This is a genomic window from Streptomyces canus, from assembly GCF_041435015.1.
In the GTDB taxonomy this organism is placed as follows: Bacteria; Actinomycetota; Actinomycetes; order Streptomycetales; family Streptomycetaceae; genus Streptomyces; species Streptomyces canus_G.
In genome coordinates this window covers 337,310-355,834 of record NZ_CP107989.1, presented here as the reverse complement: position 1 = coordinate 355,834, position 18,525 = coordinate 337,310, and the positions used below count along the sequence as shown (strand labels likewise).

Genomic DNA, 18,525 nt, shown 5'->3' with positions numbered 1-18,525 from the left:
AGGTGTCACACACTGTCCGGCACGGCGCCGGGGGACATCGCGAAACGGGAACGTGATGCGACGAAGGCGGCGATCTTGCTCGGCTCGAACACCCACATCACCTGGTGAATTCCGTGCTTCGAGGCGGCCGCGGTCACGAAGGCGACCGTACGGCCGTCCCGGTGGACCAGCACACCCGTAGCGCCGTTGGCATCGACCAGCTCGGGAACCGCCTCCCGCCACAACTGCCGATAGGTCGCGAGCCTGGCCACCCTGGCACGGCCCTGCACAGGTACGCGGGCACAGCCCCGCATGCCGTTGCCGTCGGAGAGGCTGACGACATCGGGCGCGAGCAGGGCTTCGAGTGATGCCACGTCTCCCGTTCTGGCCGCTGAGACGAAGGCGCCGAGGAGGCGCCGGTGTTCAGCCGCGTCCACGCTCTCCCGCCGCTCGTCCAGCAGGTGCCGACGAGCACGGCTGACTATCTTCCGCACATTGACGAGGCTGACTTCGAGCATGTCGGCGATCTCGGCGTAGGCGTAGTCGAACGCCTCGCGCAGTACATAGGCGGCGCGCTCGACGGGAGTCAGTTTCTCCAGCACCAGCAGCAGCGCCATCTCCACGGCCTCCGCGCGCTCAGCACCGACCTCGGGGTCCGCGCCGGTGTCGACGGGTTCCGGCAGCCACGGTCCGATGTACGTCTCCCGACGCACGCGCGCCGACTGCGCGACGTTGATGGCCAGGCGGGTCGTGGCGCTCGACAGGAAAGCCGCGGGACTCAGCACCACCGAGCGGTCGGTCTTCTGCCAGCGCAGCCATACCTCCTGGACCACGTCCTCGGCCTCGACCGTGCTGCCGAGTATGCGGTAGGCGATCCCGAAGAGCCGCTTGCGGTGGTGCACGAAGACGGCGACAGCGTCCTCGAGGTCATCAGGTGTGGCGAGGGACGGTTCGACATACATGATCCATTGGCCTCCGTTGCTACGGTTCATCCGCTGTATGGACCGCGACCGACGGGCGCTTGTGACAGAAACGGACGATGCTTTTCACGGGCGCGCAAAATCCCACTGTTCGAGACACTGAGATGCCCTGTCTGACACTCGAAGCACTGCATATGATGTCGACAAGGGTTGAGGAGGGAAGAACTCATGGTCTCCGCGAGCCGTACGGCACACAGCATCGAGGTCACCGCCGAGGGGCTTCAGGAGGAACTGGCCCGGCTGCAGTTCCAGAAGCAGGCGCTGGAAAGGGAGTTGGCGGCGGTCGTGGCACATCTCGGCTCCGTGCAGCGGGCCCTCGGCGCTCTCGAGAGCGCGCTGGTCGCTCCGCGCGCCGCTGCCCCGGTGGACGAGCCCGGCTCCTCACAGACGGACACCGACACGGACGCGGACAAGCAGTACGGAAAGCTCACCGAGCAGGTCATGGCCTACTTCGCCATGGTCGGTGACGCGGAGGTGCGGGCCCGTGAAGTCGCGGCGGCGCTCGGCCGTGACGCCGACAGCGGAAGCATCAACGCGGTCCGCAGCACACTCGATCGCCTCGTCGCCTCCTCCCGCATCCAGCGCGCCGGCAGGGGCCTGTATCGCACCGGGGGTTCCTAGCGACCGGCGGTCACCGCGACGATCCGAGGATCACCACGACGCAGGCGATCATCGCCAGCGTGATCAGCGCCATCCCGGTGAGGGTTCCCCGCAGCCAGTGCCGGATCCTGAGGTGGTGTTGCGCTTCCATCGCGCCGACGCGCTCGGCGATGTGATCGGTCACCATGCGGGCCACGTGCTTCTGCTCGTCGACGTACCACTGCTCGATGTTCCGCTTCTGCTCCGGGGTCAGCCCCTCCACGCGCGCGGTGAATGCCGCCACGCGGCGGTGGGTTGCTCCCCTGTGAGCCTCCCGGTACAAGAAGCCCTCGATGTTGGGCAGGCCGCGGGCGGCCTCCTCGCGTGCGGCCACGGCGTGCCCCCTGGGGAAACGAGAACTCCACACGGTCATGGTGTGCTGCCTTCCTTCGCGCGGCCGGCGCTCGGGTTCTGCGTCCGCCCACTGGTGACAAAGGCGTCCCGCGGGTGCTGGACGGAGGCGAGAGACACGAGATCCCGGCCTGTCAGGGCCGCGGTGAGCCAGACCGCCAGAACGCGGATCTTGCGTTCCCAGCTGGGCACCGCGAGCACGTGATAACCCCGGTGCATCAGCCACGCCGGGAATCCCTTGATGACGATGCCCTTGTACTGGAAGATGCCCCGCCCCAGCCCCAGGGTCGCCACCACGCCCAGGCTGTCGTGGCGGTAGTTCCGGACTCGCCGCCCGCGCAGGTCGGCCACGAGGTTCCCGGCGAGACGTCTGCCCTGTCGCACGGCGTGCTGGGCGTTCGGCACCGTGCGCGCACCCGGCACCCGCGAGGCCAGGTCGGGGATGGACGCGTCGTCGCCGGCGGCCCACACGTCAGGCACGGGCTCGGCGTCGGTGCCCACACGCAGGTCGGCGCGGGCCAGCAGCAGGCCGCGCTCGTCGAGGGGCAGGTCCGTGTGGTTGTGCACGACCGGGTTCGCGGCGTTGCCGGCCGCCCAGACGATCAGCTCGGACTCGTACTCCTCGCCGTCGGAGAGGACGACGTGGCCGTCCTCGGCGGACAGCAGCTGCGTGTTGAGATGGACATGTGCGCCGCGTCGTTCCAGGTGGCGTACCACCCAGGCACCCGGCCTGTCGCTCACCTCGGGCAGGATGCGGCCCCGGGCCTCGACCAGGTGGAAGGACAGGTCGTCGACGCTCAGTTCCGGATAGGACCGGAGCATCGCGGTCGCCAGCGACAGCAGTTCACCGAAGCCTTCGACGCCGGAGAACCCGCCTCCCACGAACGTGACGGTGAGCAGCTTGTGCCGCTCGGGGCCGGCCGGCAGCGAGGCGGCCTGGTCGAACGCGGTCATCAGCCGGTCACGGATCGCCACGGCCTCTTCCACGTGCTTGAGGCCGATGGCCTGCTGCGCGAGTCCGGGAATGGGGAAGGTGCGGGTCACCGCGCCGGCGGTGACCACGAGGATGTCGTAGCTCAGCTCGTAGGTGTCGCCGCGCACCGGGCGGACGGTCACCGTACGGTCCGCGTTGCTGATCCCGGTCACGGTGCCGGAGACCAGCCGGGTGCCGTGCAGGTGCCGCCGCAGCGACACGACGGCGTGACGTGCCTCCACCGAACCGGCCGCGACCTCGGGCAGGAAGGGCTGATAGGTCATGTACGGGCGCGGGTCGACGACCGTGACCCGTGCCTCGCCCGGACGCAGTTTCTTCTGCAGGCCCCAGGCCGTGTAGAAGCCCGCGTAGCCGCCGCCGACGATCAGAATCTCTCGCATGACTCCCTCTGCTCCTTGTCCGTCACCATGTAGACCGCACAGGCCGGGCCGGTGTGACATGCCACGGTGACTCAGGCCGTGGCGTCGGGTACGTGCCCGGCGTTCTCGCCGGTGTCCGTTTCACCCGCGGCCGCCTGCACCAGGTGGTCGTGGTCGGCCTTCTTGCGCGTGAACGCGGCCTGTCTGTTCCGGCTGCGCGCTCCTTCTGCCCCCCTCGAGACAGGCAGGGTGCCTGTGCACAGGGGACGGGGGACGTGACCTCGCACGGTGCCGGTCCGCCCGGCTCGGACGGCCCCTACCGAAGCGACTCACCGGGGCCGCTCAGGAGTTGGCGGACGGCTCCGTCCATGTCCAGGTGGCACTCCTCGGTACCGGTGGGCACCACCGCGAGGGTTCGCCGCAGAAAGGCCCTGAGGGCTCGCGCCGGGGTGGTCACCACGACCGCCTCCTGCTTCGGACACGGGCACAGTGCGATGTGTACCCTGTCCGCCCCCGGGTCCCGGCAGGGCCAGACCTGGACGTCGCCGGCGCCGGTGAGGTTCTCCAGCCCGTCCAGGAGAAGATCGCGACCGATCACCCAGTCCACGGTCGTGTCCGTGCGCATGTGGAACGTCAGCGACACCGCGTACGGATCGGCTCTGTCGTAGGACAGGTCAAGCATCACCGGCCGGTCCACCCCTTCGGCGACGACCAGACGGACAAGCATCCGGCACACCACCGGCGTACAACTGTCGAGTTCTCTCATCTGCATCACCGCTCGGTAGATCTGTGGGATCAAGGGAGGTTCGGAGGGCACACGGTGTGATGCGTGCTGCGACACTCGTGTGATTCAGGGACATCACGATTCTGCGAGGTCCTCGTGGGCTCCCACCATCAGTCAAATGACCCGCACGTCGCCACGCAGTCACGTGACTGATGTTCGTCCTCGCCGACCGGTGCACGGTGAGCCCAAGCCTTCCGGCCACGGGGCGGGGAGGACGGCGCAGACGTACGGAGTAGTCATGTCACTCGGCTATCGCGTCGAACGGTTGCTCCAGACCCCTGCCGCGGACGCCGGTCAGGCCCGCGAGGTGGTGGGGCGTGCGCGGCAACTCCGGGAGATCACGGAGCTGCTCGGGCAGGACTCTGCCGCGGGCCGTGCCCTGCTGCTCTCCGGGGAGCCGGGCGTGGGCAAGAGCACCCTGCTCGGGGAGGTCGCCAGGGTCAGGTCCGGGGCGGGTGCCCGGGTGCTGTCGGCCGTCGGCGTCCGGTTCGAGTCCGAGCTCGCCTACGCCGGACTTCACCAGTTGCTGTTGCCGCTGAACGACCGGATCGAGCGCTTGGAGGACACCCATCGGAGGGTTCTGCGCAGTGCGCTGGGCTACGGGGGCGATCAGGTGCCCGACGCTCTTCACGTCTCCGACGCGGTGCTCTTCCTGCTGCGTCAAGTGGCAGCCGAACGCCCTGTGTTCATCGTCGTGGACGACCTCGGACGTTTCGACCGGGCCAGTTCGGCGGTGCTGGGCTTCGTCGCCCGTCGGCCGGCGGGCAGCTGCATCGGATTCCTCGCCGCCTGCAGAACGGGAGCCGAGACCTCCTTCGACCGAGCCGGGTTCACCGAGTACGAGCTGCCACCGCTGGATCGCGACGCGGCCGTGGAACTGCTCAGGGTGCGCTTTCCGGGGCTGGCCGGACCGGTGCGGGACCGCGTCCTGGCGCAGGCGCAGGGCAACCCGCTGGCGCTCGTGGAGCTGCCCGCCGCGCTGGGCGGCCCGCAACGCGACGCGCCGGCCGATCTACACGACGTACTGCCCCTCTCCCCACGTCTTCGGGGCCGCCACGCTGCGCGCGTGGCCCGCCTTCCGGCCGCATCGCGCCGGCTTCTGCTGCTGCTCGCCCTCGACGACACCGGAGATCCAGGAATCCTCCGTGCCGGATCGAACGACCCGAAGGCCCTTACGGCGTTGTCCGCGGTGGAATCGGACCGTCTGATCACCTTCGACGACACGAGCCGACGGTTCGTCTTCCGGCATCCGCTGATGAGGGCCGCGGTCGTCGAGGCCAGCACCCTGACCGAGCGCTGCCAGGCCCATCGCACGCTGGCCGAGATCCGCGCGGAGGCTCCCGAGCGGCGGGCCTGGCACCTGGGCCGGGCGACCCTCGTTCCCGACGAGCGTGTCGCCGTCCTGCTGGAGGAGGCCGGGCATCGCGCCGCCCGGCGGGGTGACGCCACAGCGGCGGTCGCCACGTTCACCAGGGCAGCCGAGCTGAGCCCCCGTCCCGCGGAGCGAGGACGCCGACTGACCCGGGCCGCGTACCTCGCTGCCGATGCGACCGGTGAGCTGCGCGCGGCGTCGGAACTCCTCGACCGCGCCCGGTGCTCTGACCCGGACCAGACCGGGCCGCTGACCGTCGCCACGAGGGTTCTCCTCCTGCTCAACGGCGGTGACGGCGACATCGACATGGCCCACCGTCTGCTCGTGGAGGCCATCGAGACCGGCGGCCACGGAGACGACGCCGAGGAGGGCACCCTCATCGAGACACTGCAGCTGCTGCAGTTGGTGTGCTGGTCCGCTGGTCGGGACGCCCTCTGGAAACCCTTCCACGCGGCCCTCGGCGGTCTGAAGCCGGCTGCACCGCCGCTGCTCGCCGCCTGCCTCGACCGGCTCACGGACCTGCGGGACGTCTCTTGGGACGCGGTCCGTCGGGGACGCCGGGGCGGCCACGTGCGCGCACACATCGACGCGCTCATGCACCTGTGCCTGCAGGACTTCCCGGCCGGCCGGTGGGAGGAGGCCGAAACGCTGGCTGCCGAGGGCCGGAGGATCTGCGACGAGCGCCAATACCCGTTCTTCTCCTGGTATTTCGAGTACCACCAAGCCCTGCTCGCCGCCGTCCGCGGGCAGTTCGAAGAGAGCCGGAGTACGGCCGACCGCATCACGCAGTGGGCCGTGCCTCGTGGAGTTCTGACGGCGGCTGCCTTCGCCGACCATGCGCGGGTCCTCGCCGCACTCGGTGCCGGCGACGACGAAAGCGCATACCGCCACGCCGTGGCGATCAGCCCTGCGGGCCGACTCGCGCCGCACGCTCCGTACGCGCTGTGGGTGTGCATGGACCTGGTGGAAGCGGCGGTGCACACGCGGCGCACCGCTGAGGCCGAGGCGCACGTGCGGGCGATGCGGGAGGCCGGTGTCGCGGCCCTCTCCCCGCGGCTGGCGCTGCTGGTGGCGGGCTCGGCCGCGCTGGTGGCACCCGATGACGGCGCGGTCGGGTGCTTCGAGCAGGCACTGGCCCTCCCGGGAGCGCAGGACTGGCCCTTCGATCTGGCGCGGATCCGGCTGGCCTACGGGGAGCGGCTGAGGCGCATGCGCTTCGTCACGGAGGCCCGAGCCCAACTGGAGGCGGCGGCCCAGGTGTTCGAGCACCTGGGGGCCCGGCCGTGGGCCGACCGGGCCACGGGCGAACTCCGCGCCACCCGCCGGTCCCGCACCGGAGCGAAGTACCGTTCCGTGACCCTCACCGCACAGGAGCAGGAGATCGCCGTACTCGCCGCTTCCGGGTTGACCAACAAGCAGATCGGCGAACGTCTCCACCTCTCGCCCCGAACCGTTGGTTCGCACCTCTACCAGTTGTTCCCGAAACTCGGAATCGCCTCACGTGCGGGACTGAGGGACGCGCTCGCGTCCCTTCCTGGAGGCAACGCCTTCTAGGTGTGGTGTCCCGGGACCTTCGTTGCACGACGTTGTCGAAGGTGAGCTGGTGCGGGATGTCCGCGAGTGGTTCGGGCGGCCGGCCGACGACGATCCGGTATCCGCTCCCGGCGGTCCGGCTGATGGGCGATCGCCCGCCGAGCGCGGCCTTCACGCCCACTCCCGGCTCGCCCACACCGAGGAGTGCGACCGCCGCCGTGCTCCTCGATCCGCCGATGCCTCACCTCCGGATCTGCCGGTCACCGTGAGCGGTCCGTTCTCACCGTGCGTCGGCCGGCGGGCGTACCACTTGGCCAGGCAGCGACGGGAGATCCCGGCCCCTCAGCCACGTGCGCGATCGGACGTCCGGCGTCGATCCGCAGACACAAGCGCGGACGTCCTGCGAGGGGCCGCGGTGTGTTCCGGTGCCCCCCTGCTGGTGGCGCTCCTGGGCTGCGCGTGGCGTCAGCGTGCGAACTTTTCGACAGCCGCCGTGGTGACGGGGGTGAAGAAGTTGACGAGGTTGCCGTCGGGGTCGCGGAACAGCAGCGACCGGTTGCCCCAGGGCATCGTGGTGGGCTCGTTGACGAAGTCGGTGACGAAGCCGGTCAGGTTCTGGTGAACGCGGTCCACGTCGTCGACGAGGAACTCGGTGATCACGCTGCGGTTGTCCGCCGGGCGGGCAGAGCCGGGGGCGAACAGCGGGACGGTGCGGGTGCCCGCGATCGCGAGGGTGGCGCCCGGGGTCTTGAGTTCGGCGAAGTCCTCGGTGGCCCACGTCGCCCGCACTCCTGTGGCTCGCTCGTAGAAGTCGACGAGGCGCGCCACGTCGCTGGTGATGATGCGGATCGAGACGAAGTCCATGGGGATCTCCTTGGCTGTGCTGAAGGCGTGCACTGCGCAGGCTAGGAGGAATAGTGGACAGAATCGGTCCTGTATTCGCGTTAGGTTGTGTTTATGCCTCGACCCACTGGCCGCGTGCTGACACTCCTGGAGCTGCTGCAGTCGGGCGGCACCCGGACGGTGGCCGAACTGGCCGGCCGGCTCGGCGTCGAAGGGCGTACCGTGCGGCGGTATGTGGACCACCTGATCGACCTCGACGTGCCCGTGGAATCGGTGCGCGGCCGCTACGGCGGGTACCGGCTCGCCCCCGGGTACCGCTTGCCTCCGCTCATGCTCAGCGACGACGAGGCGCTGGCCGTGTTGCTCGGCCTCGTCGCCGGCCGCCGGGCAGGGCTGACAACGACGCAGCACACGGCGAACGAGACGGCATCGGCCAAGATCCGGCGGGTGTTGCCCAAGCACCTCGCCCGCCGGTTCGACACACTCCTGGAATCCCTCGCCTTCACGGACCAGCCCGGCGAGTTCGACACCCCGGACGCCGGGGTCCTGCTCACCGTCGCCGACGCGGTGCGCCACCGCCGACCGGTCTCGATCCGCTACACGGACCGCGACGGACGGCGCAGCGAACGCACCCTGCACGCGTACGGGATCGTCGCCCATGCGGGCCGGTGGTACGTCACGGGCAAGGACGCCGGGATCGGCGAGGACCGAACCTTCCGGCTGGATCGCATCGCAGACGCGCGGACCCTGCCCGGCTCGTTCGAAGCGCCGGCCGGCCCCGGTCCGGCACAGCGCGTGTTGTCAGGGTTCGCCACGGCCGGGTACCAGCATGAGGTGACCCTGCGGATCCACGGGACGGTCGAGCAGATCCGCGCCCACCTTCCCGCCAGTGTCGCGAGCCTTGAGGAGTACGAGCCCGCGGCAGACGAGGACCGGGCGACCGAGCGCTGGCTGCGCGTCGAGCTGAGGGCGGAGCGGCTCGACTGGTTGCCTCCCGTACTCGCCTCACTCGGTCGGCCGTTCGTCATCGAGGGCCCCGCTGAACTGCGCGACCTCGTCATCGAGCTCGCCGATCGCCTCGCGTCCTACGCCCGCCAAGCCTGACAGCCAGGTCTGCGAAGAGGTGGGAGACCGTTCCGCCCGGGACGGCTGAGGCGGCAGAGCGGCGAGGGCCTCGCCGAGGGTGACACGCGAGGTGATGCCGAGCTTCCGGAAGATCCGATGCAGATGGGCCCCCACGGTGCGGTGGGAGAAGAACAGACGTTCGCCGATCTGCTTGTTGCTCAGCCCGGTCGCGGCGAGTGCGGCGATCTGGTGTTCCTGCTCCGTGAGCGGGCCGGCCCCCAGGTCCTGGTGGGCCCCCCAGGTGGCGTGACGGCCGGTGGCCCGCAGCTCTTCGGCCGCCCGCGCGGCCCAGGGGGCGGCCCCGAGACGGCGGAAGGTCTTGAGGGCGGCGACGAGGTGCGTCCGGGCCTCCCCGGCGGCCCGTGCGCGACGAAGGTGCTGTCCGTATACGAGGCGGACCCGGGCGAGGTCGAAGGGCCAGCGCTCGGCACCGGGAACGGCGAGCGCTTCCTCGAAGGCGTCGGCGGCCCGGTCCTCGGGGGCGGCGATCGCGGCCGCACCGGCGGTGACCAGTGCCAGGCGCCCTGAGATGCCGGGCAGGCCCGTCTGTCGCATCGCGGCGACATGGGCGAGTGCCTCGGCTCGGCGTCCGCTGCGCACGGCGGCCTGCACGAGGTCCATGGGAACCCACAGAGCCAGCGGGGCGTGGGAGGCCAGCCTGCCTGAAGGGCTGATCGCCGAGGCATCGAGGTAGGCGGCATCGTGGTCACCGCGTCCCAGGGCGGCCAGTGCCGTCATGTGCCGTGCGAAGTGCTCGACGGTCCGGGCGCCTCGGGGTACCGCCCACTCCGTGATCGTCTGTGCCAGCTCCCGCACCGTGTCGTCGTCGCCCCGCGCCGCGGCCAGCAGGCCCTGGACCCGGTGGAACTGCTGGGCCAGCATCTGATAGCCGTGGTCCTCGCACAGCGCCAGCCCCTCCTTCGCGAGAGAGCCGCACTCGTCCCATCGACCCGTCAGGAAGTCATCGAGACACAGCACCACCAGCGCGATGAGCGCCGACGTGACCGCGCCGCCTTCGCGCCCGTCCTCGACGACGGGCCAGAGCGCCGCACGGCACCCGGTCGCCCGGTCCACGAACAGTGCCGCCATCGCGACCCGTTCGATCCGGCTCGGGTCGGTCTCCCGGTGCAGGTCGTGGATGACCGCGTCGAGCAGGCCGAGGGCTGCCGGGGAGGAGCGTGCCGGGTCGGAGTAGACGTCGCCGAGCAGTTCCTGGAGGGGAGGCATCGGCACGGTCAGCTGCGACATGGCGGCCTGGTACGCGTCCCAGAACTCGGGTCTGCCCGCGCACAGACACACTCTGCGCAGGGTGCACAGCGCCTCGAAGAGCGCCTCGTCGTCGCCGTCGGACCTGCCGTCGCGGGTCGTGATCGCACCGACCAGCAGCCGGTGCGCGGTGGTGACGTCACCGTCGCGGTTGAGCAGCACCTGGGAGGCCGCGGCCGCCGCCCGCAGCGATCCCCGCAGCTCCGGGTCGGCACGCCGGGCCTCCACGAGCAGTTCGGCCGCGGTGCGCAGCTCTCCGGCGACGTCCGCGCCCACGAAAGCGGCTACGGCGAGCCGTCTGCCGCGGTCCGCGGGGCCCGGAGTGAGGTCGGCGGACCGTACCAGCGCGTTGAAGGCGCCGACGGCGTCACCGCGTCGGCGGGCCCGGTGTGCGGTGTCCTCCAGGAGCGCGGCAACCTGCTCGTCGGGATCGGGTGTGGCCTCAGCCAGGTGCCAGGCCCGGCGATCGGGTTTACCGGTCAGCGCTTTGGCCAGAGCCTGGTGGGCGTCCAGGCGCTGACCGCTGGTCGCGCCCGACACGACGGTCGCGCGGATCAGCGGATGGTGGAAGGACAGCCGCCCCAGGCCTCGGTGTTCGATCCGCAGCAGCTGCGCCCGCTCCGCGGGAGCGAGAAGGGCCAGTACGTCCTCGCTGGGGGCGGCGGCGCGCAGGACCGACAGGTCGCCGCCGCCCTCCAGCGCGGCCAGGAGCAGCAGCCGACGGGTGGGGGCCGGCATCTCCGCGACCCGGGAGCCATACAGGTCCCGCAGCCGACGGCTGAGCGGGAGCACCTCGGACGGCAGCACTCCCGCGCCGCCTCGCGAGTCGCCGAGCGCGGCCGGCAGTTCCAGCAGTGCCAGCGGGTTGCCCCGCGCCTGCGCGAGGACCCGACGCAGCTCCTGCCCGGCCAGCAGCGGGAAGTGGATGCCGACCAGGGCGGCTGCCGCGCTGTCGTCCAGGGGAGACACGGTGAGCTCGGGAAGCCCCGCGCGTTCGAAGAAACTCTCGAACCCCGGTCGCGAGGCAGCGAGAAGGCCCACTCGGCTCCCGGTCAGCCGCCGGGCGACGAACGCGAGCGCCGCGGCGCTCGCCCGGTCGACCCATTGCAGGTCATCGATGACCAGCAGAACGGGACGGCTGCTCGCCGCCCGGCGGAGCAGCGCCAATACGGCCCCGTAGAGGACCAGCCGATCCACCGGGGCACCGTCACCCGCGCCCAGCGCCACGGTCAGGGCCTCGCGGTGCACCGGGTCGAGCCCCTCGTGCTCGTGCAGCAGGGGTTCGAGTACGTGGTTCAGTCCGGCGAAGCTCAGATCCGCCCGGAACTCGACCCCGTCGGAGTGCAGGACCAGTGCACCGGCCGCCGTCGCCGCCGTCGCCGCGGCATTCAGAAGCACGGACTTGCCGACGCCCGGCTCCCCGGACAGCACCAGCACCCCACCACGCCCGAGCACCTGGTCGACGTACGACCGAAGCAGCACCAATTCCCGGTCGCGTCCTACCAGCGCCTCGGTCGTGCCGGGCGGCGCCGACCCATGACCGGCCACAGCGGCCCCCTTCGAGATCTGACGTGCCATCTGACGTGCCGGACTCTCGTCCCCGGGCCGTGGTTCAGTCGGAGGAGGGCCGCGGGGCTCGCAGGTGGGCCCGTTTCGACAGCTCCTCCTCGTCCACCAGCGTGAGCATCGGCCGGCCGGGCGCGCACAGCATGATGACGACGTACTTGGCCGGCGTATCCGACAGGGCGTTGCCGTTCTGGTAGTGGATCACGTCACCGCCCGGCTCCCAGAAAGTCTCACCGGCCTTGATGACCCGCTCGGGCTCGCCCTCGAGTTCCCACCGGACGGCGCCTTCGGTGACGTACCCGAAACACGGCCCCGAGTGCCGGTGCGGTGGCGTCCCGGGGTGTCCCGGGGACCACTCGACCACCACGGTCATCGCCGAGGCACCCTCCGGCACGAAGGGCGGCTTGACGTCCGCCAGCATCCTGGGCCCGGTCCCGTCCTGGCTCACGTGGCCGTCGGCTCCGCTCATTGATTCCTTGTCCAACACCGTGTCACACCTCCGGTCGATCCAACGTGGTTCGCTTAGAAGACAAGGCACGGCCCGAATGTGTGACACCGCGAGCGACAACGCCGGACACAGTCGAATGACTCATGCAACTCGCCACCGGATTACGGAAGCTGAGCCGGTAGGCGGACCGGCGATGAACGGCCGCCTCCGGGGGCGCCGAAGCCGCCATGCCCGTTGTTCCGGCTGGTGACGAGCCGACTTCCCCCCTCCTTCACACGTAATCACAACGTCAGGAGCCACACCATGTCTCACGGTCCCGTCCGTCCGCAGCGATCAGGCGGACACGGACGTCGGCACGCGCACCGTCGGTTCGACGGCGGGGGCGGTGCCGCATGAACGAGCAGAACGGCGGTCTGACCGTCGGTGTCGATCTCGGCGGCACGAAGATCGCCGCCGGGACGGTCGACCCCGGCGGGGAGGTCGTCTCCCGGGTGCGCGTCCCCACCCCGCACGACCCGGACCGGATCGCCGGGGCGATCGCCGAGGCGGTCCAGCGGGTCCGCACGGGCTGGGACGACGTCCGGGCGGTCGGCGTCGGAGCAGCCGGATACGTGGACGCGGACCGCTCGACGGTGCGCTTCGCACCCAACCTGGGCTGGCACGACAAGGAGATCCGGGAGATCGTCCAAGAGGCCACCGGGCTTCCGGTCGTCGTCGAGAACGACGCGAACGCCGCCGCTTGGGGCGAGTTCATCCACGGAGCCGGTGCCGGGCACGACGACATGGTGATGGTCATGGCGGGCACCGGCCTGGGCGGTGGCATCATCAGCAGGGGCCGGCTCTTCCGCGGCCGCTTCGGCATGGCGGGCGAGATCGGCCACTACCGGACGGTCCCCGACGGGCTCCCCTGCCCCTGCGGCCAGCACGGCTGTATGGAGCAGTACGCCAGCGGAGCGGCCCACACCCGCCGCGCCCGCGAGATGGCGATGGGCGATCCGGCACGGGCCGCCGTGGTGCTCGCGCTGGGCGACGGCACCCCCGATGGCCTGGACGGGCACCATGTGACCGAGGCCGCCCTCAGCGGCGACCCCTTCGCCCTCGAGGTGTTCGCGCGGTCGGGTCGCTGGCTGGGCCAGGCCCTCGCCGACCTCGCCTCCATCCTCGACCCGTCCGTCCTCGTCATCGGCGGTGGCCTCGGCGACACCGGTGAGCTGATCAGACGTCCGGCCGAGATGTCCTACCGTCGGGCCCTCGGCGGCGGCGAGCACCGCGTCTACGCCGAGGTCCGCACCGCCACCGTGGGATCGGACGCCGGTCTTGTCGGCGCGGCGAACCTCGCCCGCCTGCACGAACTGCTCTCGGCCCCGGCGGCCGCCGTCTGAGCGGCGACATGCTCGCCGACCGGTGCCCGGTCATCAGCGCAGTCGTCCATCCGATCCACGTCCGCTACGACGGGTACGCCCGCCTGGCCGGGAGCTCCCGCCTGTGCCGGTGCGTACCGGGTCCTGTGAAGGAGTCCTTGTCCATGACCGCGAACGCCTCTTCCGCGGGGCGGGCCCACTCGAGGGCCGCGCTCCGCCCGACCAACCTACGGCGCGTCACCTACATCTCGGCGGCCGCGTCGACCGGCGGCTTCCTGTTCGGCTACGACAGTGCCGTCATCAACGGCGCCGTCACCGGAATCCAGCACCGGTTCGATGTCACCTCCAGCCAGACGGGCACCATCGTCGCCTCCGCTCTGCTCGGTTCCGCCTTCGGAGCGGCCGTCGCCGGACGTCTCGCCGACCGCATCGGCCGTCGGCGCGTGATGCACCTCGCTGCGGTCCTCTTCGCGATCAGCGCACTCGGCTCGTCCATGCCCTTCTCCGTCTGGGACCTGGGCGCCTGGCGCATCGTCGGAGGTATGGCGATCGGCCTCGCCTCGCTGATCGGGCCCACCTACATCGCCGAGGTCGCGCCGCCCGACCACCGCGGGCGGCTGGCCTCGTTCCAGCAGGCGGCCATCGTGCTCGGCATCACCGCCTCCCAGCTTGTCAACTGGGGCATCGCCCAAGGGGCCGACGGCAAGAGCGAGAACCCGCTGGGTGCCCTGCATGCCTGGCAGTGGATGCTCATGGCCGCGGTCGTACCGGCGCTCGCCTACCTGTTCCTGACCTTGCGCATCCCGGAGTCGCCGCACTTCCTCGTCGCGAGGGGCCGTGAGGTCCAGGCCCTCGCCGTGGTGCGCGAGCTGCAGGGCACGTACGCGGGCTCGGAGGAGCGGATCGCCGAGATCCAGCACGCTCTCAAGACCGATCACAAGCCGCGGGTACGAGATCTGCTCGACGGCCGCTTCGGACTGTTGCCGATCGTGTGGGTCGGCATCGGGCTGGCCGTCTTCCAGCAACTCGTCGGCATCAACGTCATCTTCTACTACTCGTCGCTGCTGTGGCAGTCGGTGGGTATCGACCAGGCCAACTCCCTTCTGATCAGCCTGTCCACATCGATCGTCAACATCGTCGGAACCGTCGTGGCGATGCTGCTGATCGACCGGGTCGGCCGGAAACCGCTCGCGCTGACCGGATCGGCCGGCATGGCCGTGTCGCTGGCCTTCGCGTCCTGGGCCTTCTCGTACAAGACGGGCAGCGGCGGCAGACTGTCCATCCCGGACGCCCAGGGTGCCGTGGCGCTGGTCGCCGCCCACGCCTTCGTGTTCTTCTTCGCGGTCTCCTGGGGTGTGGTGCTCTGGGTGATGGTCGGCGAGATGTTCCCGCTGCGGATCCGCGCCGCCGCGATGTCGGTGGCGACCGCCGCGAACTGGATCGCCAACTGGGCCGTCACCGAGAGCTTCCCCCGCATGTCGGACTGGAACCTGTCGTCCACCTACGCCGTCTACGCGGGCTTCGCCGTGCTCTCCTTCGTCTTCGTCGCCGTCAGAGTGCGCGAGACCAACGGCAAGAAGCTGGAGGAGATGGGATGACAGCGCCTCGTACCCCCGTGATGGACAACCGTGTCCTGCCCGTCCGCCCGGCGGGGGGAGAGTGGCCGGCCCCAGCGTGCCGAGGTGCCGACATGAAGACCTTCTTTCCCGCTCCGGACGACCTGGCGACCGTCCGACGGGCGCTGATGATCTGCGATCGGTGCCCCGTGCGGATTCCGTGTCGCCGGTACGCGCTCGACAACCGGGAGCGGTATGGGATCTGGGGAGGTCTGACCGAGGAGACACGGGAGACGCTCATCCGCATCGGGCCGCCGTCGGCCATGAGTTCAGGTTCCGTCGGGTGACCGCCTTGGGATCCGGGCCTCGGCTCCGCGGCGCAGACGAAACCGGAGTCGTCCTACCGATGGTGCGATCGCACCGAGGGTGTAAAGGGGCCCACGGCTAGGATGTGGTGCGACGTGACTCCCTGCACGGAGGAAGCCGCACATGCTCAGCACAGCAGCCGGGGCCCTCCTCAGGCCGAACAGAGCCCCCACGCGATGATCGGCCGGGACGCGGAGCTGCGAAAACTGCGCGGGCTTCTGGCGGACGCGGCGGACGGCCGCGGCGGTGCCCTGTTGATCCACGGCACCGCCGGCCTCGGCAAGTCGGCTCTGCTGCGCACGGTAGGCGCCGAGGGCACCGAGGACGGTTTCAAGGTGTTGAGCGCAGCCGGCGTGGAGACCGAGCTGTGGCTGCCGTTCGCGGCCCTGCAGCTGCTGCTGCAACCGGCCGCCGACGGCATCGGGAAGCTGCCGTCCCCGCACCGCACCGCGCTTGTCGACGCCTTCAGCGCCACTGAGACCGAGCCACATATCTTCCGGGTCGCGCTCGCTGTGCTCGAGCTGCTCGCCGACGAGGCCGACCGGCAACCGCTCCTGCTGCTCGTCGACGATCTGCAGTGGATCGATGCGTCGAGCCGGGACGTCCTCAGATTCGTCGCCCGGCGCACCCGCGACCTTCCCGTACTGATCGTGGCGGCGTCCCGGGCTCCCGACTCCTACGCCCCCAGCGGGCAGCCGGACCTGCATCTGCAACCGCTCGGCCAGTCTGCCTCCGCCGAACTGCTCGACGCGGGCGCACCGGACCTGTCCGCGCCGCTGCGGGCCCTCATCCTGGAGCGCGCCGCGGGCAACCCGCTGGCCCTGGTCGAGCTGCCCAAGACGGTGCAGGACAGCGCACCGCAGCTGGACGATCTGCCGCTGACCCAGCGGCTGGAGGACGCGTTCGCCGCGCGTACGGACTCGGCGAGCCCGGAGTGCCGAAAGCTCCTCCTGGCCCTGGCCGCCGAACCCAACGCACCACTGAACCGGCTGCTGGAGGTGTCGAGCCGTCTGGCGGGCACGGCGGTTTCCGTGGACGCGGTGCAGGAGGCGGTCGACGCGGGCCTCGTCGGTCTGGTCGGCCGTGTCCTCCAGTTCCGGCATCCGCTGATGCGCTCGGCGATCTACACCCGCGCCACGGTCGCCGACCGGCTGGCCACCCACCGGGCCATCGCCGCGGCCATGGCCGACACCCCCGAGCGCCGGCTCCTCCACCTGGCGGCCGCGACACTCGGCCCGGACGAGGAACTCGCCACCCAGCTGGAACGTTTCGCCGACACCGCGCTGGCCCGGGGCAAGGTGGCCTCCGCCGTCCCGGCCCTGCGCCAGGCGGCCGAGCTCGTCCAGGACCCGCGCCGCAGGACCGAAATCCTGGTCCGGGCGGTCGAGTCGGCCAGCGAGATCAACGACCGGGTGCACACCCAGCTGTTGCTGGACCGGGCCGACATGAGCGAACTCGGCCCCCTGGAGCGGTCCCGCCTCATGGTCGTCTCCGACAAGGCGGCGTTCGAACCCGACGAGCCGCACCGCCGGATCGAGGACATGGTGACCACAGCGGCCGGCGCGTTCGACGCGGGCGGCGTGCAGGTCGCCGAGAACCTGCTGTGGCGGGCGGCCGCCCGCTGCTTCTTCCAGGACGGCGACGCGCGGGTGCGCACGCTGGCCGCGGCCGAGCTGGACCGATGGAACCCCGATCCGGACGCTCCCGTCGTGCTGACGGTACGGGCGTACACCGAACCCTTTCGGTACGGCGCCGAGGTGATCGCACGGCTCGGCAGCCTCCGGCCGGACCGCCTGGACGGCCGGATCATGCATTTCCTCGGCAGCGGCGCGATGGTCCTGGGCGACGCCACCCTCGCCGCCCGCTATCTGTCACTGGCTGCCTCGGCGTGGCGGTCGCAGGGCAGACTCGGGCTGCTCGCGCGGTCTCTTGCGGGCGGTTGGCCGCGGGTGTACCTCGGTCAGCTCGATCAGGCCCGCGAGGAGTCCGGCGAGGGACTCGCGCTGGCCGAGGAGACGGGGGAGTGGATCGTCTGGCTGGGGGTGAAGGCGACAGGGAGCCTGGTGGCGGCGCTGCGCGGGGAGACCGAGGACGCGGAGCGGATGCTGGGCGAACTGCGCGCCCACCGGTTGTTCCCCGGCATGCCTTTCGCCGCCGTCATGGCGCAGCAGGTCGAGGGCCAGCTCGCGCTCTTCGACGGCCGCGCGGCCGAGGCGTACGACGCACTCGCGCGCGCGTTCGATCCGGCGGACCCGCACTACCACTCGGTCAGCCGCTGGCTGCTCGCACCCGACCTGGCGGACGCCGCAGTGGCCGCGGGCACCGTGCAGCGGGCCCGGGAACTACTCGAGGGACTCCCCGAGCTGGCCGCCCGACTGCCCTCGGAAATGATGGTGGTGGCCCACGTCTACACCGAGGCGGTGCTGGCCCCGGACGACACGGCGGAAGAGCTCTACACCGCGGCCCTGACCGCGTTGCCCGCCAGCTGGGCCCTGGCGCGGGCCCGGCTGCATCTGCACCACGGCCGCCGACTGCGACGGCAACGGCACAACGTCGATGCCCGGAATCCGTTGCGCAGCGCCCGCGACGAGTTCGACCGGGTCGGCGCGCGGCCCTGGGCCGAGATGGCTCGCGAGCAGTTGCGTGCCGCCGGCGAGTCGAGCGGCCGGCGGCACGCGAACACCAGCGACCGGCTGTCGGCCCAGGAGATGCAGATCGCGGTGCTCGCGTCGCGGGGACTGAGCAACCGGGAGATCGGCCAGCGCCTGTTCATCTCACACCGCACCGTCGGAGCCCACCTGTACCGCATCTATCCCCGCCTCGGCATCACCAGCCGGGGCAAGCTCGCCGCCGCCCTCGCCGCACTCCAGGACGGACACCCGGGGAGCGACTCGTCAGGCGCCGACGACAGCTGACACGCCGCTGCCCGGACAGGCACCGACCATGGGCGCGGCGATCAGCGGACGGATAACATACCCAGCGAACATTCCTGACAAGGGAGCT

General features: G+C 70.9%; 14 protein-coding genes. 7 read left to right on the top strand and 7 right to left on the bottom strand.

Features of this window, described 5'->3' with window-relative positions; translation table 11 throughout:
* Window positions 1-5: 5 nt before the first annotated feature.
* On the bottom strand, window positions 6-941 hold the full coding sequence (locus OG841_RS01700) for a sigma-70 family RNA polymerase sigma factor (RefSeq protein WP_328643153.1): 936 nt from the start codon (window positions 939-941) through the stop codon (window positions 6-8).
* Window positions 942-1,127: 186 nt separating this feature from the next.
* On the opposite strand from OG841_RS01700, the gene OG841_RS01695 reads away from it, so the two are divergent.
* Window positions 1,128-1,580 (top strand): hypothetical protein, encoded by a 453-nt coding sequence (locus OG841_RS01695; RefSeq protein WP_365115889.1) that lies wholly within the window; start codon window positions 1,128-1,130, stop codon window positions 1,578-1,580.
* 10 nt (window positions 1,581-1,590) lie between these two features.
* Here OG841_RS01695 and OG841_RS01690 read toward each other — a convergent pair whose 3' ends face one another.
* From OG841_RS01690 to OG841_RS01680, 3 genes are all read right to left on the bottom strand, one after another.
* The gene (locus OG841_RS01690) at window positions 1,591-1,932 is read right to left on the bottom strand and encodes a hypothetical protein (protein ID WP_328643155.1); all 342 of its coding nucleotides are present in this window, start codon (window positions 1,930-1,932) and stop codon (window positions 1,591-1,593) included.
* A gap of 35 nt (window positions 1,933-1,967) precedes the next feature.
* Complete coding sequence (locus OG841_RS01685; RefSeq protein ID WP_328643156.1) at window positions 1,968-3,323, bottom strand: NAD(P)/FAD-dependent oxidoreductase; 1,356 nt, start codon at window positions 3,321-3,323, stop codon at window positions 1,968-1,970.
* A 295-nt stretch (window positions 3,324-3,618) separates the two neighbouring features.
* Window positions 3,619-4,074 (bottom strand): SsgA family sporulation/cell division regulator, encoded by a 456-nt coding sequence (locus OG841_RS01680; protein ID WP_371562791.1) that lies wholly within the window; start codon window positions 4,072-4,074, stop codon window positions 3,619-3,621.
* A gap of 250 nt (window positions 4,075-4,324) precedes the next feature.
* Between OG841_RS01680 and OG841_RS01675 the strand changes: the two genes are divergently transcribed.
* Entirely contained in the window at window positions 4,325-7,012 is a 2,688-nt protein-coding gene (locus OG841_RS01675) for an AAA family ATPase (RefSeq protein WP_328643158.1), read from the top strand.
* A 444-nt stretch (window positions 7,013-7,456) separates the two neighbouring features.
* Here the strand turns inward: OG841_RS01675 and OG841_RS01670 are convergent, their stop codons facing one another.
* Window positions 7,457-7,855, bottom strand: a complete 399-nt coding sequence (locus OG841_RS01670) for a VOC family protein (protein WP_328643159.1) — start codon at window positions 7,853-7,855, stop codon at window positions 7,457-7,459.
* 93 nt (window positions 7,856-7,948) lie between these two features.
* Here OG841_RS01670 and OG841_RS01665 point away from each other — a divergent pair, with 93 nt between their 5' ends.
* Window positions 7,949-8,938 carry a helix-turn-helix transcriptional regulator gene (locus tag OG841_RS01665; RefSeq protein WP_328643160.1) on the top strand — a complete coding sequence of 330 codons (990 nt, stop codon included), beginning with the start codon at window positions 7,949-7,951 and terminating at the stop codon, window positions 8,936-8,938.
* On the opposite strand, the gene OG841_RS01660 is transcribed toward OG841_RS01665, so the two are convergent.
* Both OG841_RS01660 and OG841_RS01655 read right to left on the bottom strand, forming a co-directional pair.
* Window positions 8,840-11,803: a helix-turn-helix transcriptional regulator gene (locus OG841_RS01660; RefSeq protein WP_371562785.1), complete on the bottom strand. Its 2,964-nt coding sequence runs from the start codon at window positions 11,801-11,803 to the stop codon at window positions 8,840-8,842. The two genes, OG841_RS01665 and OG841_RS01660, sit on opposite strands and share 99 nt — an antisense overlap.
* A 34-nt stretch (window positions 11,804-11,837) precedes the next feature.
* Window positions 11,838-12,212 (bottom strand): cupin domain-containing protein, encoded by a 375-nt coding sequence (locus OG841_RS01655; protein WP_371570523.1) that lies wholly within the window; start codon window positions 12,210-12,212, stop codon window positions 11,838-11,840.
* 419 nt (window positions 12,213-12,631) lie between these two features.
* On the opposite strand from OG841_RS01655, the gene OG841_RS01650 reads away from it, so the two are divergent.
* From OG841_RS01650 to OG841_RS01635, 4 genes are all read left to right on the top strand, one after another.
* Entirely contained in the window at window positions 12,632-13,621 is a 990-nt protein-coding gene (locus OG841_RS01650; protein WP_371562782.1) for an ROK family glucokinase, read from the top strand.
* A gap of 143 nt (window positions 13,622-13,764) precedes the next feature.
* A complete protein-coding gene (locus OG841_RS01645; RefSeq protein ID WP_328643163.1) occupies window positions 13,765-15,198 on the top strand; it encodes a sugar porter family MFS transporter in 1,434 nt (477 codons plus the stop codon).
* On the top strand, window positions 15,195-15,503 hold the full coding sequence (locus OG841_RS01640) for a WhiB family transcriptional regulator (protein WP_365115869.1): 309 nt from the start codon (window positions 15,195-15,197) through the stop codon (window positions 15,501-15,503). Before OG841_RS01645 ends, OG841_RS01640 begins: the two co-directional genes overlap by 4 nt.
* A gap of 195 nt (window positions 15,504-15,698) precedes the next feature.
* On the top strand, window positions 15,699-18,437 hold the full coding sequence (locus OG841_RS01635; RefSeq protein ID WP_371562778.1) for an ATP-binding protein: 2,739 nt from the start codon (window positions 15,699-15,701) through the stop codon (window positions 18,435-18,437).
* Window positions 18,438-18,525 lie beyond the last annotated feature (88 nt).

What these genes read in the sequence shown, in the direction of transcription:
- OG841_RS01635 (WP_371562778.1), top strand. Translation starts at nt 15,699, where the DNA reads ATGATCGGCCGGGACGCGGAGCTGCGAAAACTGCGCGGGCTTCTGGCG.
- OG841_RS01645 (WP_328643163.1), top strand. Translation starts at nt 13,765, where the DNA reads ATGACCGCGAACGCCTCTTCCGCGGGGCGGGCCCACTCGAGGGCCGCG.
- OG841_RS01640 (WP_365115869.1), top strand. Translation starts at nt 15,195, where the DNA reads ATGACAGCGCCTCGTACCCCCGTGATGGACAACCGTGTCCTGCCCGTC.
- OG841_RS01670 (WP_328643159.1), bottom strand. Translation starts at nt 7,855, where the DNA reads ATGGACTTCGTCTCGATCCGCATCATCACCAGCGACGTGGCGCGCCTC.
- OG841_RS01675 (WP_328643158.1), top strand. Translation starts at nt 4,325, where the DNA reads ATGTCACTCGGCTATCGCGTCGAACGGTTGCTCCAGACCCCTGCCGCG.
- OG841_RS01685 (WP_328643156.1), bottom strand. Translation starts at nt 3,323, where the DNA reads ATGCGAGAGATTCTGATCGTCGGCGGCGGCTACGCGGGCTTCTACACG.
- OG841_RS01680 (WP_371562791.1), bottom strand. Translation starts at nt 4,074, where the DNA reads ATGCAGATGAGAGAACTCGACAGTTGTACGCCGGTGGTGTGCCGGATG.
- OG841_RS01665 (WP_328643160.1), top strand. Translation starts at nt 7,949, where the DNA reads ATGCCTCGACCCACTGGCCGCGTGCTGACACTCCTGGAGCTGCTGCAG.
- OG841_RS01695 (WP_365115889.1), top strand. Translation starts at nt 1,128, where the DNA reads ATGGTCTCCGCGAGCCGTACGGCACACAGCATCGAGGTCACCGCCGAG.
- OG841_RS01650 (WP_371562782.1), top strand. Translation starts at nt 12,632, where the DNA reads ATGAACGAGCAGAACGGCGGTCTGACCGTCGGTGTCGATCTCGGCGGC.
- OG841_RS01660 (WP_371562785.1), bottom strand. Translation starts at nt 11,803, where the DNA reads ATGGCACGTCAGATCTCGAAGGGGGCCGCTGTGGCCGGTCATGGGTCG.
- OG841_RS01655 (WP_371570523.1), bottom strand. Translation starts at nt 12,212, where the DNA reads ATGCTGGCGGACGTCAAGCCGCCCTTCGTGCCGGAGGGTGCCTCGGCG.
- OG841_RS01700 (WP_328643153.1), bottom strand. Translation starts at nt 941, where the DNA reads ATGTATGTCGAACCGTCCCTCGCCACACCTGATGACCTCGAGGACGCT.